This window comes from Aerosakkonema sp. BLCC-F183 (genome assembly GCF_041929145.1).
In the GTDB taxonomy this organism is placed as follows: Bacteria; Cyanobacteriota; Cyanobacteriia; order Cyanobacteriales; family Aerosakkonemataceae; genus Aerosakkonema.
In genome coordinates, this window is sequence record NZ_JBHFNU010000005.1 from 95,036 (window position 1) to 110,476 (window position 15,441).

15 protein-coding genes are annotated in these 15,441 nt (G+C 41.5%); 2 read left to right on the forward strand and 13 right to left on the reverse strand.

Annotated elements, in window-relative coordinates; genetic code table 11:
- Positions 1–117: 117 nt before the first annotated feature.
- The 13 genes from ACE1CD_RS00725 to ACE1CD_RS00785 form a co-directional block, all read right to left on the reverse strand.
- Complete coding sequence (locus ACE1CD_RS00725; protein WP_374792168.1) at positions 118–738, reverse strand: hypothetical protein; 621 nt, start codon at positions 736–738, stop codon at positions 118–120.
- The gene (locus ACE1CD_RS00730; RefSeq protein ID WP_374820774.1) at positions 739–1,779 is read right to left on the reverse strand and encodes an RAMP superfamily CRISPR-associated protein; all 1,041 of its coding nucleotides are present in this window, start codon (positions 1,777–1,779) and stop codon (positions 739–741) included. It abuts the gene before it with no gap.
- Positions 1,776–2,291 (reverse strand): hypothetical protein, encoded by a 516-nt coding sequence (locus ACE1CD_RS00735; protein WP_374792172.1) that lies wholly within the window; start codon positions 2,289–2,291, stop codon positions 1,776–1,778. Before ACE1CD_RS00735 ends, ACE1CD_RS00730 begins: the two co-directional genes overlap by 4 nt.
- Positions 2,288–3,283 carry an RAMP superfamily CRISPR-associated protein gene (locus tag ACE1CD_RS00740; protein WP_374820777.1) on the reverse strand — a complete coding sequence of 332 codons (996 nt, stop codon included), beginning with the start codon at positions 3,281–3,283 and terminating at the stop codon, positions 2,288–2,290. The genes ACE1CD_RS00735 and ACE1CD_RS00740 overlap by 4 nt, the downstream gene beginning before the upstream one ends.
- Positions 3,276–4,151: a CRISPR-associated RAMP protein Csx7 gene (csx7, locus tag ACE1CD_RS00745; RefSeq protein WP_374820780.1), complete on the reverse strand. Its 876-nt coding sequence runs from the start codon at positions 4,149–4,151 to the stop codon at positions 3,276–3,278. Before csx7 ends, ACE1CD_RS00740 begins: the two co-directional genes overlap by 8 nt.
- Positions 4,152–4,171: 20 nt before the next feature.
- Positions 4,172–5,332, reverse strand: coding sequence for a putative CRISPR-associated protein (locus tag ACE1CD_RS00750; RefSeq protein WP_374820783.1), 1,161 nt, complete (start codon positions 5,330–5,332; stop codon positions 4,172–4,174).
- Between the two features lie 34 nt (positions 5,333–5,366).
- Complete coding sequence (locus tag ACE1CD_RS00755; RefSeq protein ID WP_374820786.1) at positions 5,367–5,783, reverse strand: hypothetical protein; 417 nt, start codon at positions 5,781–5,783, stop codon at positions 5,367–5,369.
- The gene (gene csx10 / locus ACE1CD_RS00760) at positions 5,780–7,054 is read right to left on the reverse strand and encodes a CRISPR-associated RAMP protein Csx10 (RefSeq protein WP_374820789.1); all 1,275 of its coding nucleotides are present in this window, start codon (positions 7,052–7,054) and stop codon (positions 5,780–5,782) included. Before csx10 ends, ACE1CD_RS00755 begins: the two co-directional genes overlap by 4 nt.
- Positions 7,051–7,791 (reverse strand): RAMP superfamily CRISPR-associated protein, encoded by a 741-nt coding sequence (locus ACE1CD_RS00765; RefSeq protein ID WP_374820792.1) that lies wholly within the window; start codon positions 7,789–7,791, stop codon positions 7,051–7,053. The genes csx10 and ACE1CD_RS00765 overlap by 4 nt, the downstream gene beginning before the upstream one ends.
- Positions 7,791–10,178: a type III-B CRISPR-associated protein Cas10/Cmr2 gene (gene cas10, locus ACE1CD_RS00770; RefSeq protein ID WP_374820795.1), complete on the reverse strand. Its 2,388-nt coding sequence runs from the start codon at positions 10,176–10,178 to the stop codon at positions 7,791–7,793. The genes ACE1CD_RS00765 and cas10 overlap by 1 nt, the downstream gene beginning before the upstream one ends.
- Before the next feature lie 316 nt (positions 10,179–10,494).
- Positions 10,495–11,052 carry a hypothetical protein gene (locus ACE1CD_RS00775; protein ID WP_374820799.1) on the reverse strand — a complete coding sequence of 186 codons (558 nt, stop codon included), beginning with the start codon at positions 11,050–11,052 and terminating at the stop codon, positions 10,495–10,497.
- A gap of 464 nt (positions 11,053–11,516) precedes the next feature.
- A complete protein-coding gene (locus ACE1CD_RS00780; RefSeq protein ID WP_374820802.1) occupies positions 11,517–12,113 on the reverse strand; it encodes an HD domain-containing protein in 597 nt (198 codons plus the stop codon).
- The gene (locus ACE1CD_RS00785) at positions 12,103–13,518 is read right to left on the reverse strand and encodes a TIGR03985 family CRISPR-associated protein (protein WP_374820805.1); all 1,416 of its coding nucleotides are present in this window, start codon (positions 13,516–13,518) and stop codon (positions 12,103–12,105) included. Before ACE1CD_RS00785 ends, ACE1CD_RS00780 begins: the two co-directional genes overlap by 11 nt.
- 113 nt (positions 13,519–13,631) lie before the next feature.
- On the opposite strand from ACE1CD_RS00785, the gene crn3 reads away from it, so the two are divergent.
- Positions 13,632–13,988, forward strand: coding sequence for a CRISPR-associated ring nuclease Crn3/Csx3 (gene crn3, locus ACE1CD_RS00790; RefSeq protein ID WP_374820808.1), 357 nt, complete (start codon positions 13,632–13,634; stop codon positions 13,986–13,988).
- 376 nt (positions 13,989–14,364) lie between these two features.
- Entirely contained in the window at positions 14,365–15,297 is a 933-nt protein-coding gene (locus ACE1CD_RS00795) for a CRISPR-associated protein Csx3 (protein WP_374792195.1), read from the forward strand.
- Positions 15,298–15,441 lie beyond the last annotated feature (144 nt).

Genomic DNA, 15,441 nt, shown 5'->3' on the forward strand with positions numbered 1-15,441 from the left:
GGGGGAGGGGTGAAACAGGTGTAGGGGGAGGGGTGAAAGAGAGAGGGGCTTCAGGGGAAAATAAGAACTGGGAAAGAGCCGTTTTTGTTCGCGCACGGCAAAGTGCTGTGAAGATTGCTAATCAACGCATTTGACGCTTTTGATACTGCCATTTTTTAAGGCTGTTATTTTTACTTTTACGATCTGCCCTTGCTGGAGAGAACTCGCTTTTTTCGGTTCTTTTTCAGTCAATTTAATCGCGCCTAATATTTGATATGTCACTTTATTACCTGCAATGCCAATAACTTGGGCATCTAAGATTTGATCGATCGCAAAATCTTGAGATTGCGTCACTTGTAAAATTTCGGCTTGCCGAGTAGATTCTATGACAGGAGCGGTAATTTCGCCGATCGGTCCCGCTTCTTTGTAGTAGCGCATTAAGCGAATTGACCACCCTAAAATTTGCAGGATAGCTGTTACATCATTTTGATAAAGTTGCAAATATTTGGTGCAAGTTCTTTCTATGCTATCATAATATCCAGATGTTTTTTGGCTATATCCGATTCTATTACCTTGGCGGGAAAGTGTTTGCAGATAACTAAAAAATTTCGTGCCGGCATTTTCGCGATCGCTATAAGCGCGAAGATATGCCATCACTTTACCCAATTCATTTACATCAGTCTCTTCTTTGACCAATGTTTGAGCAATTCCGTGAGCAATTTGCCATTGAATTTCGGTTAAATCGGTGGTAGTAAACATTTAATAAACTCCGTCTATAGGTTCTCTAGTTGTCGGCCATTGCAGAACTTGTTGTAACTCTTTCAATTGTTGAGATTGTACTAATTGGGTGGATGCCGATCGCACGGCTTTTTGGATGAATTCCTGGAGGGAATTACCAGTCAGAGAAGGGGGTGAGGTGTTGTAATTGCAATAGCGATCGCGCCATTCTTTCTCTTTTTCAATCCGCTGAATTTCTGTTACTTCAACTACCATCGTTCCCATACCAATTGGTTTACCGCCTCCCACTTTTAAAGCAATGGGATTTTTACTATCTTGTCCTAACACAATCAACAGCGTTCCCAATTCGGCTAAACTTAAATTCCTAAATCCAATTTGGGTAGTAAATATCAATTCTTTTCCCGCTTGTTGAACTGGAATACCTTGTTGTCCTTTGTCAATCGATTTAACAAAATGGTAATAAAACTTGCGTCCAGCTATTCTTCCATTTATATAGTAGCCGGCACGTTGTTTTCTGGGTGCATAAAGTGAGGGCATAAATCCCACACTCCACTGTGCATTGTTGAGAATCGCATCAGAAAAGCGAATCAAACCTTGCCAATCCATTGCCCCAAAAACTTGACAAGCCGGACAAAGTTTAGTATTATCTTTACATTCCCGATAACCATTCGGAATTTGACTCTGTTCTGCCTTAGTTTTGCACAAACAACTGCGCGTAATTGCTTCATAAGTAGAACGCACAACGCCTTTAAGGGAACTTCCCGGAACGATCGACTGTCGATCGCGTCCAACGGCAGTTTTGATTAGGGGGATATTTTTGGCATTTCCCGATAAGTCGCTACCCATTGCGACAACGCCAGAAGCGACAAAAGTAGCGGTTTTCACCGTTAAGCGCAGAAAGATTGTACCGCTAATGCGATCGCTTTTAAACCGATCTTGTCCAATTGGTTTATCTCGCGGTGGCGGCTGACTGGGTAGAGAAATGAGTTGATAAGGTTTTGGATTAGCAGTTTCTGGTGCAGGATTAGGTTGAGGGCGTCGAATTGGTCGATTGTTAGTCATGGGGATATCTCAACAGTGAGAGCGATAAAATGTACCGTGGAAGTTTCGCGATCGATGAAATAACGTTGAGCTATTTTAACTTTGTTTGGATTATTCTTTTCATCCTTAATTATGGGATTGAGAGCGTCAGGTACAATGAATTTTTGGGGAAACCGAGTTTCATCGGGACGATAAATGTAAGCAGGTCGTTGTTCTACTTTCCACTCTATCTTTTTATCTTGTTCCTTTTTTTTATCTCGTTCCTCATCAATAGAAGTGAAAGCAGAATCTTTACCAGTTATTGACAGCAATAATACTGAATAACCTTGACCTTGTTGTTTCCAACGCAATTCGCGATCGCAATTAAACATTTGTCCTTCTGGACTGGGAAATTCTTTTAATTCCTCTACAATTCCACTGACGCGATCTTGCCACCGAAGAAAGTAATAAGTAGGCTTTTTCGCAAATTTATCTAGCAATTTTCTGAGATCTTCAGATGAGTCAACTTGTTTAATACCTACAAAAGGATTCATGCTGCTGTCCCTTGCAATATTTCACACCAAGCTTCTACAGTTTGCGAGAACAATTCACGCACTTTATCGCTCCCTTCCCAACTCTGTTGCACGCCAAAATTAAACTCAATTGGTGTTGTTTTTGGTGATGTTTCTTTCAGATCGTTAGGGGGAAAACCATAGCGGTTTCTTTCTTCATCTTCCAGAAACATTCCCGCACCCAATAAGGAAGTAAGCGGCCATTTTGTTTCTGTGCCGATCGCGCTAATTTGTTCATCTTTTATAATACAGCCAGGATATTGGACAACGGCTGAATTTAACTTAACTTCCACCAATCCCAAACCGCGAGATTTAGCGAAACCTAATCCAAACCAACCTTGATTTAAATCGCGCAATACTAAACCGATTAATCCTAATTGTGCAAGGGTAAAATTTCTGAGATGAATTTTGGTATGAAATTCTCCGGCGGTACAAACTTGAAAATTAAATGGCCCTACAGCGACCGAACCAAACACTCTGTCAATAGCTACGCCATTGCGTTCTTCAATTTTCAACAATTTGGGATTAACCGGATAAGCATCTTCTATTCTGACGCGACTGGCGATCGCAGTATTGCCAAACATTTGGGAAATAAAACAAGATTGCTTGTATAATTCCGCGCCGGGATGGGGATGATTTTTATTTTTCTTTTTCCAGTTGTCTAGGTAAAGATTGATGTTTTTTTGTTCGTCTTTGTCGTCGCTGAGAGGGTCGCTTGCCCAGACAGTGGTAGAATTATTAGGACGGCGATCGCTTCCCACCGTCCGCACAATTCGTTCTGCATGGGCGCGAATAGCACCTTTGAGAGAACTTCCGGGTAAATAAATTGTCCGTCCTCCGCCGTGATAGGTTTCCACAAATTCCATATCCGGTTTCGTAGGGTCAGCACCTTCTTTGCCAGATTTAATTAAGATAGGGCCAGCAGGTGTGATAGTTAATTCTATTGTACATTGATTGACAAATCGTTTAAACATTGCTGTTTTCCTCGGCAGTGGTATTAGCAGACATAAAAGTTCTTAAATGGGTAATCAAAGCATTTGTCCATTCCTGTTTGAGGAAAGCAATTCTTTCTGGATAGCATGAGTAAATATCCATTTCTCCGTTAACCAGATTTTGCAGGTAATTTAGTAATAACTCTGGATCGTCTTCTGCATCAAACCATTGCATTTCTTTAATATCCAATTTCACCACACCCAATCCGCGAGAACGTCCACCGCCTAACGGAATTTGTTCAGTTTCAAATTGGTGCAATCCGATGGTTAATAAACCTAATTCCCAAGCTTCGGCGTTTTCAACTACTGCTTTAAACTCAAATTGCGTTCCTGCCGGTACAACTTGAAAATCGTATAATTTCGCATCAGCAGCAGTTTCGGTATCGCGATCGATCGCAACTCCATCTCGTTCTTGATATTGTCCAAACCAACTATCTAGTAATACCGTTAAATCTCGTACTTGAAATTTACTGGCGATCCAAGGAGAACCGAATAAGCGAGAAACTAAATCGGTTTCTTTTAAAATTGCAGTGGTGAGGTCAAAATCATCTTTGTTTTCGTCCTTAAGTTGCTTGATTTCATCAGCTTTTAGCGACCATTCATCCTCTACGGCGGGATTGGCGACTAATTTGCGATCGCTTCCCACAATCCCGCGCAGGAAGCTTTCTAAACGCGATCGCAAAGCACCTTTAAAACTCGACCCCGGAATTAAAGGTCGTCCTACCGCATCTTTAATTACTGGTAAATCCGAACCAATTGGTTCTGTGGAACGTCCCGCGCCAATTCGCAAAGCGGTGATAGTTGTGAGAGTTCCGGTGATTTCCAAACGACTTTTGAAAGTATCAAACATATCAATCCACCTATTTTTACTTACTTTTTAATGCCTTCTCTTTTGTAAATATACTCATGTGTTCCGTAGTATCGCAGAGATAATCTTCCTCCATCTGCAACTTTGCAGCTAACTCGTCGAGTCTGAGCCGTAATGTTGATATGGTCGATATTTGTATTCTGATATCTACGAAGCCTCAGAATATCATCGTCTTTCAAAGCGCTGATCCCATCTCCATGTTTGAATAATAGGTAAGCTGCTCTAGCTAGCCTTTCTTGCAACTGAATCCTTTCCTGAATGTCTAAAGTATTTTGGTAATCTTTGCAAAAGCTTTGTTCATAATCCAATTTAGGAAATTTGACTAAATCTTCCGAAAGTAACTCGTCTTTGCATTGATTCCAAATCAATTTTCCCCATGTCGATAAAGTCATTTCTTTGCCATCAACCAAAACCCATTCTTCCGGGACTTTCTTTGCTTCTTCCCAAGATGTAGGAATTTCTCCAACATCCATCATTGCTAGTTGTACTTTGTATGGCTCAACCTTGGAGCGATCTACCTTTACAGGAAGTTGTGGAATTTTGATTACTTCATTCGATCCCTCAAAAACATAGACAATTTCATTAGCATAAAACATTCCAATGGTATTGAAGTAGCCTTGCAAAGCTTTGAATCCACCAACTAAATTGAAATAAATCTGGTATTTGCTACTTTTAGAAGCAATAATTATTTCTTGCAGTGTGGGAATTAATTTTGCCATTCCCTCTATAAAGGTAGCGCTACTGGCGATGGACAGTCCAGGCTGTATACAAGTACTGGTGTTATTCAATCCGTTACTTTTCAAAAATGACTCTACAATGTTTGCAGTAACTCTAGCTTGTGCTGTGTCAGTAGCAACTAATAAATGAGTATCTTCTGTACCCTGTTCTAGTTTATTATTGTACAAACCATAGATGCCATTCAGTTCCGCGCTCAACTCTCGGATTTCTTCAAGCTCGGTATCGTCATTGTAAAGCTTTTCTTCCGCCCTATTCTTCAACTTTTCAATAATATGGGAAATATCCTCATGATATTTTTTTATTTCATCAACAGTATAATTTGCAGTTTGCTGTAGGCACTTAGACCAGCTATCTGGATCGATATCGCGGTCAATTTGATTGGTCAATAAACTTGTACCGACAGTGGAAATTACGAGTCGAGGCATAGAGATACACTCCTTTGTAAACGATAGTTAAAACCTAAATTTCACCTTTATTTTTGTATACCAGATAGCGTGCGCCATAACCAAGATAGCGACGGGTTAGCTCTAGCCAAATTTGGTTATATTCATCAACTTCAGCCGCTTTTGCTATTTCTTTAGCAGCCTCCTTAATGTCTTTATCGATGTTACGAATAATTTTTGCTGCTAAAGATTGTTCGCCTTTACCCCACTTTTTGTCACGCCCTACCTGATAACGCAAAAAGTTTTTGATTACTTCTGTGCTTTCAGTTGTATCAGCAACTCTTAGAAGATTACGAAATTGGGATTCTTGTAAATCACCATAAGAGCTTTTATCATCTAAAGCATCTTGGATCTTAGTCACTAGCTTATCCTCAGCTTGGCGAATACCTTTTTGAATCTTGAGTTGTTTTTGCGGATCGAATGGTTCGTTCATACAGGTTCCTCCTGAAATACAAGATGAAATTCGTTGCAAACTTCAATTTGACCGAAGCCTTCACAGGTGCGATCGCCGACACCTACAATCTCTAAATTTTCTAATGCTTTCATCCAAGCATCTCGTTGTGCAGTGCTAAATAAATACACCGCTCCTTTATTAGTTATCAGTTCCACATCTTTCATCAATCCCCAAGCAGAATTCCAGCCAGAACGATAGTCATAGCTACTATACGCTGCTTCAAGTTTTAAGGTGGAATCTTTAACGCCAGTAAACTTTTTTAGCATTTCTTCCGAAATTACAGTGGTACCCTGCCAGTTATCGGTCAAAATCGCCTCAGAGTGTAAATCCAAAGAAAAGTAGGTGCGATCGATCGCCAATTCTTTTAAAGGACTACCAAATACTCTCCATTCCTTCCAACGTTGTCCAAGTTTTTCATTAAAATTCTCGACTTTTGCAACTACATTGGGTTTAATATCTACAATTTTAGCTTGAATTTTGACTTTTCCCAACCCGCGTGAAGTAGAACCACCTAAGCGGAAATTTTCACTGCGATCGAGAATAAATTGCGTCAGAGAATCTGCCAAACTATCTTCTACCAAAATTGAGCCGCAGTAAATAACAGGTTTGGGCTTTTTACCTTTCGATTCAGATTCATTCAGAACTTCTATGCTGTAAAGTATTTCCTCTTCAGCCGTAGCCAGTCTTCGATTAATACCTACTCGTGTTAATAGGCGTTTATTAACACTATGAGCGTGATATTTATCATTGAGTTTGCTGTAAAAACAACTATGTGCATCGACTCGCCCTCCGTCTGTTGGACAATTGGGATCGTAGGGATAACCGTAACCTTCAGCACAGAAGCGATCGATCAGAGTATCGAAAACGCCGTTACTTCCTTTTTTAGACGTAAACCCAGAGCTATTTTTAGAACTCAGCGCAGTAGTAGGTAGCACCCTAACTTCTGGTTGTAATATAGTTTTATCCTTTATTTCTATAGTTGCAGGATAAGCATTTTGAAAAATTGCGGGAGTATCATCAAGAAATAAAGCCTGAAAATCACCGCCATTTTCTGAGAAATCTTGGCTCCATTCCTGCTGTTGTTCGCTTTGTTGTAGCTGACGATATTTTTGCAAAATTTGAGCGGCAATTGCACCCCGAATTACGCTTCCGGGAATATAACTTTCTACTTCGCTAATTGAACCGCCTGGTTTCTGGCGTGCTATTGCCAGAGGAGATAAAGCTTTAATTTCTAATAGAATGCGCTTCATTGCACCCTTCCTTTTGCCAAGAATTGCCAAACAGTTTCATCCACTTGAATTTCAGGTAAATCCCAATGTAACCAACCTAAACCCGCAGATTTACTGCCGCCCAGTGCGTGAATATGCCGCAAACCAGCCCAAATCAGCGCTTTAGCATAATCAGGTCGATCGGGTGTTACGGGTGTTAGGCTTGGTTGGATGTGAATATTACCCTCAAATCTGAGTTTAAGATTTACGGGAGAGGTTTCCAAAAAGTAAAGTTTTTTCTCCTCCGCAGTGCGGCGACGGCGATTAATCGTCACACCCGGACGGATAACTTCAGGTAAATTTTCAGGGTCTTCTGTGCAAACTAAATCATCAAAGATTACTCGTGATGGTAAAACCGGATCGCCAAATATTTGGCTAATTAAACAGTGATATGTTTCATTATACCCTGCAACTTGATACTCGCTACGACAAAATTCGCTCGGTGAACTTTCTCGCCGTAAAACCATTTTTTTAGGGCTAGGAGATTTACAAATTGCCCAACCCAAAGCCCTTGCAAATTTTTCGCATTCATGGCGCAGGCGACCCTTGACTTGAGAGCCAGGAATTAGCAGATTTGTTTGGGAGTCTCGAACAATCGGTTTATCTGCTAGGGAACTAGAAGAACCACCAGCACCTACACACAAAGCCGTATCAATTATAGCAGTAATTTTGTGTGTTTCTACTTCAATTAAATTTGATAAATTTCTGAGAAATATCATCAGTCAGCCTCCTGAGTTACAAGTCTTTCCTGGGATGTTCCAGAATCTTCAGATGTCTCAATGAAGTCATAGAGGTCTACCAGTTCTCGCCAAATTGTTTCGTAGGTTGTCTCTCCTGGTTCTAGAATGGACATCCAAGGAGCTAGATTACCCTTATTATTTTGCTCTTTTGGTTGACACCAAGCTTCTTCAAACTTTTCTTTTAATTCTTGTTGTCCTTGCTGGAGTCGAACTCGAAAATAACGGTAGTTAAGAATAGCGGTATGCTTGCCCCGTTCCAGTAGATCGCGAATTTGGTACAGTTGCGATCGCGGAAATTTTGCCTTGTTCAATGCGTCGATTGTCTCAATCAATCCTCCTAATTCATGCAAAGTATAAGGGGCCGCATATAGCTTTAAAGTAGGAGTGTGTATGTCCTTAATTTTCACCTCTGGATTTTTAATTAATGCCTGCTTTCTGAACTCGTCGATATCGGATGAAATCATCGTTACAGCTTTCAGCACTAAAAAATCAACCGTACCGCCACAATAGCCATATTTTCTCAACTTCTTTGCCTTGCTTTTAGCAGATTTAAGTAACTGCTCATAAAGGTTTTTTGCGTAGTAAATAGGAGTGTTGTAAGCTGTAATCAACACGCCGCTCGATATACTTAGTTGACACTGAGAAAGTTCTGCTTTTTCGCTTGAGTAGCGGTGGCATTTTTTGAGGTCAATTGGCTTTTCAGATTGCTTAGTATGATAGTTGCCTTGAATTTCTACACCTGCCAGAGATACTTGTTTGAGGAGGATTTTTTCAAACTGCTCGCCAATCATTTTAGCGATCGCCAATGCCTGAGAAGCTGGCACAATCAAAATAATATCATCTCCGCCAATCGTAATAATTTCAAAGGGATGAATGAAATCACCATCCTGCCATCTTGAATCTGGATCTTTAATTCCTCTAATCTGGCGGGGATGAAGATTATATGCTAAGGCTTGATAAACAGCATACTCAGTTGCGTTGGCCACATCTTCGCTAAACTCTTTGTATTTTTCTGGCGTAGTGCATATTTTCTGAATAAATCCTCCCATGTTGTTGCCATCAGCATAAATATAGGCAACAAAACCATTGCTGACATTGCCTAAATGCGTTAATGATTTAGCAATTTTAACATCATCCTGTTGGCAGGTTTGATAATATTGCTGACATTGCTCGGAATTTTTCTGTAAAAATTCCTCGAATTTGTCAACCCAACCTTCTATTATTCCAGGTTGCCATTCTAGCCCGGTATTTTTGTACCATTCTGGTGTTTTAGCTAATCCCGTTTTAGCGCGATCGCCTACTCGTCTTTTACGTGCAGAAACTTCAGAAAATTGAGATTCGCTGGGCAATAAAGGTGGCTGAACGATCGCCACAGCAGATCTGCGATCGCCTTCATCCCTTCTCAAATAAGGATGAGTTTCAAACATCGGTGGGTAGCGGCGACTGGGGCGATCGGGAAAATCATTTCCACTGCGGCGTTGATTAAACAGAATCGCCAATTTAGTTGTTAATTCATTAAAACTTTTCCGGTTAGCAAAAGCTTCTTCAACAGATACCGGATCGCTAATACATGGCTCATTTGGCTTTTTCTCCAAGTTGCCAAAGTAAGCCCGAACCAATGGTTTATTATATTCTTGACGATACCGCTCTAACCAGAAATTATTTTCAATGGGGTCTTGTAGCAGACCAAATCGAGTTTCCATTAACCTAAAGGTATCGGCGACTGCACAGGAATTAGCTGCTAAAGTTTCCTCGGTGTAACGCTTTTCAATAGCATTAGCTAAGTCATCTGCAAAAGCCGCTGGGCAAAACGCCAGAATATTACCGCCAGTTGAGTAGATGATTAGTTCAGGAATTAACGCATCTGAAAATTTTGGTTCATTAGGAAAGTTGTCGTTAAGCCATGTTCTTACTTCTTGACACTGGATAGTGTAGTTGTAGAGAATTGATTCAGGGTTTTTGTTAAAAAAAGCAGGCAAATCGCTCAGATTGATTCGATCTAGTAGTGCAGAAGCACCCCGAATATCTGGGAGTTTTGCCGCTTCAAATACGTATTGTTTAATCTTGGTTGCACCGCCGTAAACCAAGCCTATTCGAGAGTTCCAAAGGATAGAATGCTGTTCGGCCAATAACTTTAACTCATCTAACGTTTTGGGAAACTTTAGAGTTTCTAATTGCTTGACTTGTTCGAGGAGCGATCGCATTTTTTCTGGAATATCTGTCCCAGCGTGCAATGCTTCCCGCATCTGGTGCAATTCCTTGATATCAAATTGCGGTTGGCGCTGTTCTCCCCAAGCCAGACACCAGGCGATTCCAACGAAAAGCTTTCCTGATGCTGTCTTTATGTCTTGTTGAAAGTTACTCATCTTTGATATAGGGTGTTTGTTCTAACTTTTGCACGAATTCAGGTAACGCCAGTTTTGGCGAAACAAAATGTTAAACCAACGAATTAGATGTTTGGCGATCGCTCAAGTATCTTCTCAATTCGATTGCCAAATTCTTGCCTCTATTCTGACATCCGTATGGAAAACCCCTTTTCCAAGTTTTAACTCGTTTTTGAGGTATCGAACAGTAGTACTTGCCTTCCAGAGTTTCCACGCTTCAGCCTGGAAACTCCAAAAAAGCGATGACTACACCTGGATTAGAAAATTTCCAGGTGCATCAAAACTTTTGATTTACTCTCTATTGAGGTTTGAGAAAGAGGTTTAACTCCAAATGGAAGATGTTGCGAATCTTAAGCAACAAACATACACCAGCGTGCGGAATCTTTGCCATATCCCGCAGAGTCGGACATAATCCATTTACAGCCACATTTTCAACTGCTGAACTTATAATTTCAACAGGCTGCTTCTCCGATTTGTTGGTAGGGTGGTTTGTAGGATGGAATTCCAGGCTTTGCGGGTGATGGAGTGGCGCTTTTGCTTGTGAAGTGAGCAAGATGCCCAAATCTGTAGTCGCCCATGTTGGCTGCCCTATAATGGGTGTAGCCGCGAGAACAGCTTGCTTCCCCTCTCCAAAAACTAAAATCGTTGATGGAGAAAAAACCTTTGAGATTGAGCCAGGATTGTACGAAAGGCTCAAATTACCTAACAACCCACAGGTTAAATTGCTGGATTGTTGATTTTGTAAGGTTTGGAGGAAACAAGCTGTTCTCGCTGGGCTTTGAGTAGTTAATTGAGTTTGGAAAGTTATCTCGCTTAAGGAAGCGTTTTTTGTCAACTTTGGTATTGCTTGAGGCATACTTATACCTACAATGAAAGGATAGATTATAGTATAACCTAGCTCTACAGGGAAAACTTGTCTTTTCCTATATGTTCAAAAACCGTAATTTATTTTCCAAAATATTAATACCAAGCAAGTCATGGCTGGATACCCGATGGTTAGGTTGACTTCTGGATCAAATTTGTGTATACTTTATAAGTCAAATATCAGAATAATAGAAAATGCCGTTTTTCAATGGTTAGACAAAAACCTAAAAACTCCCCGTAAGGGGATTGAAACAGGCATTTCTCACTGAAATTTGATTAGTTGACTAAGTTCTCAACTACTTCCCCGCAAGGGGACTAAAACCTCAAAACTGCTACACAGTGCTTATTGCTAGGTAAACCAGCGATCGCCTACTACCACTTGCTGAAAAAAGGACAGTAGCTTATGAAAGCTTTGTTCTGGTGTGTCGGCTTATTCCCCAAATGGGGACGGAAAGATTACGAACTCGCCATCGCACCTTGCTGCAACTCTCTCACCACCCATTCCAATTCCTCCACCATCCAACTGCTACTCAACTGGCGGTAAATCTGCAATTGTTCTTGATAAAGCCATAACACCCCTTCCTTACCGCCTCGGAAATAATGCCAAATTTCTTCGCCAAATTGCCTAAAATTAACCAACATAGTCCGCGCATTGTGCAACTTATCCGCCAGCATCACCCTTTGCACTGGCGGACAAGCATCTCGTAGCTGTTGGAGATATTGCTGTTTGTGTTCTTTCCAAGTCGGATATAAACTCGGTTCTGGCTCGGTGCAACCTTCTATAATATGGAAAACGCGATCGCCAAATCGCTGCAAAATTTCCGCCTTCGTTACTTCTCCCCCTCGGTCTTCCAGCGCATCGTGCAATAAAGCGGAAATTGCCTCATCTTCATCTCCTCCATCTTCCAACACCAAAGCCGCTACGCTCAACAAATGGGCAATATAAGGAGTACCTGTAATTTTCCGTTGTTGGTCGCCATGAAGTTGCGCCGCATATACCAACGCTTCCTGAAAACGCGAAGTTAAAATTGTCAAACACCGTTCATTCTTCATAAATTTTCCATTCTTTTTCGACTTCTCTCTTCGCCTGTTCTCGTAATTCCACAGGGAGGAGAATTTCTACATTCGGTCGCCACGCACGCAAGCGCTGCATTACGTTAGGATCGCCTTGGCGATATTGCGCTTGGTAATAAGCATCTTGGGGAGAACATTTGCGCCAAATATTTAACATCTTTTGTTGTTGTTCTCCCTTTAAGTTCTGCCGAATTAATCGTTCTACTTCTTGATATGCCACTCGCGCAAAGGTAGCATGGCGCATAGTATTGCGGATGTAGCGATTATCCCACTCGCGATCGAACCTCAATAGTAGCAGTTGTGGGGGTTGATAGTAATCAAAACCCCAAACTTCTGCGATCGCTAATTGGATATCATCGGGAATAGGCAGAGTCTTCTTTTGATATCGCCGTTTCAGCGCCACCGGAACTTGCGGATCGTCCCAACTCAAAGGGATCGAATCCTGAATGCGATCGAGCCGATAATTGCGAAAATCTAATTTTCCCGATTCGTCTTGCGGAACTTCGCCAAACGCACACAAATACGGCCCTCTCTGATAATAATAAATGCAAACGGGATAAACTACCACCGACAAAGTTGTTTGCCATACCGCACTTTCATAACTTAACAAAATCGGCGGTACAACTTCCTGTTGCCAAAGTTCCCGCAGTTGTGCTTGCCATTCTTCGACACGATCGATCGAGTCTTGCGGAATCACATATTCCAGATGGATAAAAAAGCGCTGCTGACCATTCAATCGCGTGGAAAGATTATCTGCGATCGCAGCCAAATCCGGTTGCGTGAGAAAATCCAAATTGTAAGCTATCAGACGAGAATCTGATTTTTGGATCGAACTCGGCGTCCGTGGATATTTCTTAACCCGATAATACCGATTTCCTTGGCGTTTCAGCCACCCGATTTCTATCAAAACTTGCAAATCGCCATAAAGCGATCGTCTTGTCAAGCCAAACAAACGAGTATCGTGCAACAATTCTTTAAGGTTATCCGGTAACAAATGATGTTCCCGCAAAGATTGTTCAAACGATCGCTCTTTTTCCTGTACTTCCGGCTTCCCTAATTCCCCTTTCCACTTTGACTGAGTTAAATTGAAATCAGAACCAAATAACCAAGCAGCAACAGTTTTCGCACAACGGCATTTCGGGTCGTGCAACGCCGGAATTTCTTCTTCTCTAGTATGAGTCGCAGTAAAAAAAGCATCTCGCCATTCAGGATAAGTAAAATTTTCCGGCAAATTCAACTTAATGCCGGCTTCCCCATACAGAAAGTGCAACCACACCCACAACCGCACCGCCTGTAGCAATCTTTGTTTTAAATCTCCCCGCGCCAGCCATTGCAGCAGTTCCACACGAGGAGGTTCATTCCAAAAGGGGTTGACCGTTTCCAAGCTACTCTCCCGATTTCAGCGATTTGCCTTCCTTTCTAAGTATGCCTCATCTTGGAAGCAGGTGCTTCCACCAGTTTGATACAGTAGCAATAACTCAATGAACCTATTATTTAATGTCAGCCATTCAATTACAACTGTTTCGGGAGCAAATCCAGTCAGGTCTGGCCTACCAACACCTGCACATCCAAATCAACACACCGGATGGACTGATTGCACCAGCCGACCTGAAAAATTTATCTCTACCGGAGGAAATGGTCTGGAGTCAAGGCGTTGTCATTGAAGGTAAAGCGCCAATTTGGTTGTACGCCTATTTAGTTCACGCTTGTCACCCCGCCGCTTGGGTAGCTTGCTTCGACCCCCGCTTAGAAGGTGCAGTTATAATTGCTACACACAGTCGCCAAGTCGCACTCGGAGATATTCTCAAACTCAACTTACCCGCAGCCATATTTCGCAAAACAACAGGTACGTAGTGATAATAAAAACTTTTTAATAGTAGGGTGGGTTAGGCACGCGCAATAATTTCAATACTTTCGATCGATAATTAAGTTCCCGTGCCGTAACCCACCATCCCACCTACCTGTAACATTGACAAACATTTTCCACCATAAACCCTCTAGACCCGAAGATTGTACCCTATCAACCCAAAAGAACCAAGCGTTAAAACGCAACAACATACGAAGGTCTGTAAATCTAGCTCTTTCAAGTTTATGCTTCGCTTTTGTAACAGACAATTGTGATGGTGGGTTACGGCACGGACAGTTAATTATTAGTTTTTTGAGAGAAATTATCGCCCGTGCCTAACCCACCCTACTGCTAAATCCAAAAAACTCAACAAAAGGAATAAAAATGAATACGATCGCCTTACAAAAACAAGTTGAACTGCAAGTCACCGAACTGAAAACCGCACAAGGAAGTTATCAAACTTTGGCGATTAGCTTAGTGATGTTCCAGGAACTAATAAAAACTGATGTACTCGCACAATTGAAACTTCCTGACGAACTAGACTTGAGCAGAGAAGTAATTTTATACGGTATAGCTCCTACTTGGTTGTATGCCAATTTAGTAGAACGCTGTTGGCAAGCGCCTTGGATAGGATGCTATACAGCGCCAAAAAATCAAATTGTTGTAATTCAAAGTCGGATATCAACAATAAGTATAGGCGATGCGATACCTGTATTGCTTAACAACATTCCTTGTCCGGCAATTTTAATAGGTGGTTCGCCTGACAGCGGCAAAAGCGTTTTATCGAATGCTTTGCGTTTTAATTTGATGAAAACCGGAGCATTCAAACGAGTATTTGTACATCGCGCTTCTTGGGATGGTGAGGGAAATTGGGTTTACGAAGTAGCGAATCGGGATTTAGCTAAAAAGCTGATTGTAGAAAACGAGTTTCGATTGCACGAAAATCCCGAAACGGCGAAGTTAATACCGAAATTCTTTAAATATCATAGCTCGGCGGTACAGAATTTGCGGGAAGTTGTCGATTTGGTTTTGGTTGATGTGGGTGGTAAACCGCAGCAAGAGAAAGCGCCTCTGGTCGCACAATGTACGCACTATATAATTATTAGTAAAGAATCAGATGAGATTCCCAAATGGCACGAGCTTTGTCATCCAACTTTGCAGCCGTTAACGGTGATTCACAGCGTCCGACAAAAACGAGAAGAAGTTTGGCAAAAACAACCTTTTTTGGAAATCATCGACGGACGCTGGTGCGAAGGTGAAATCCAGTCTGTTCCCGATATCTTGCTGGAAAATGTGCTTAGGGTTTTGCACGCCTAGAGCGCCAGCAGACCCGGATTTGGTACAACGCGGTGGGGTAGCGCCCATCTGAGCCGACACAACACCCTTTAAATTATTTATTTAAATAAAAATAAAAAAAAAAAAAAAAAAAAAAAAAAAAAAAAAAAAAAAAACAAAAAAAAA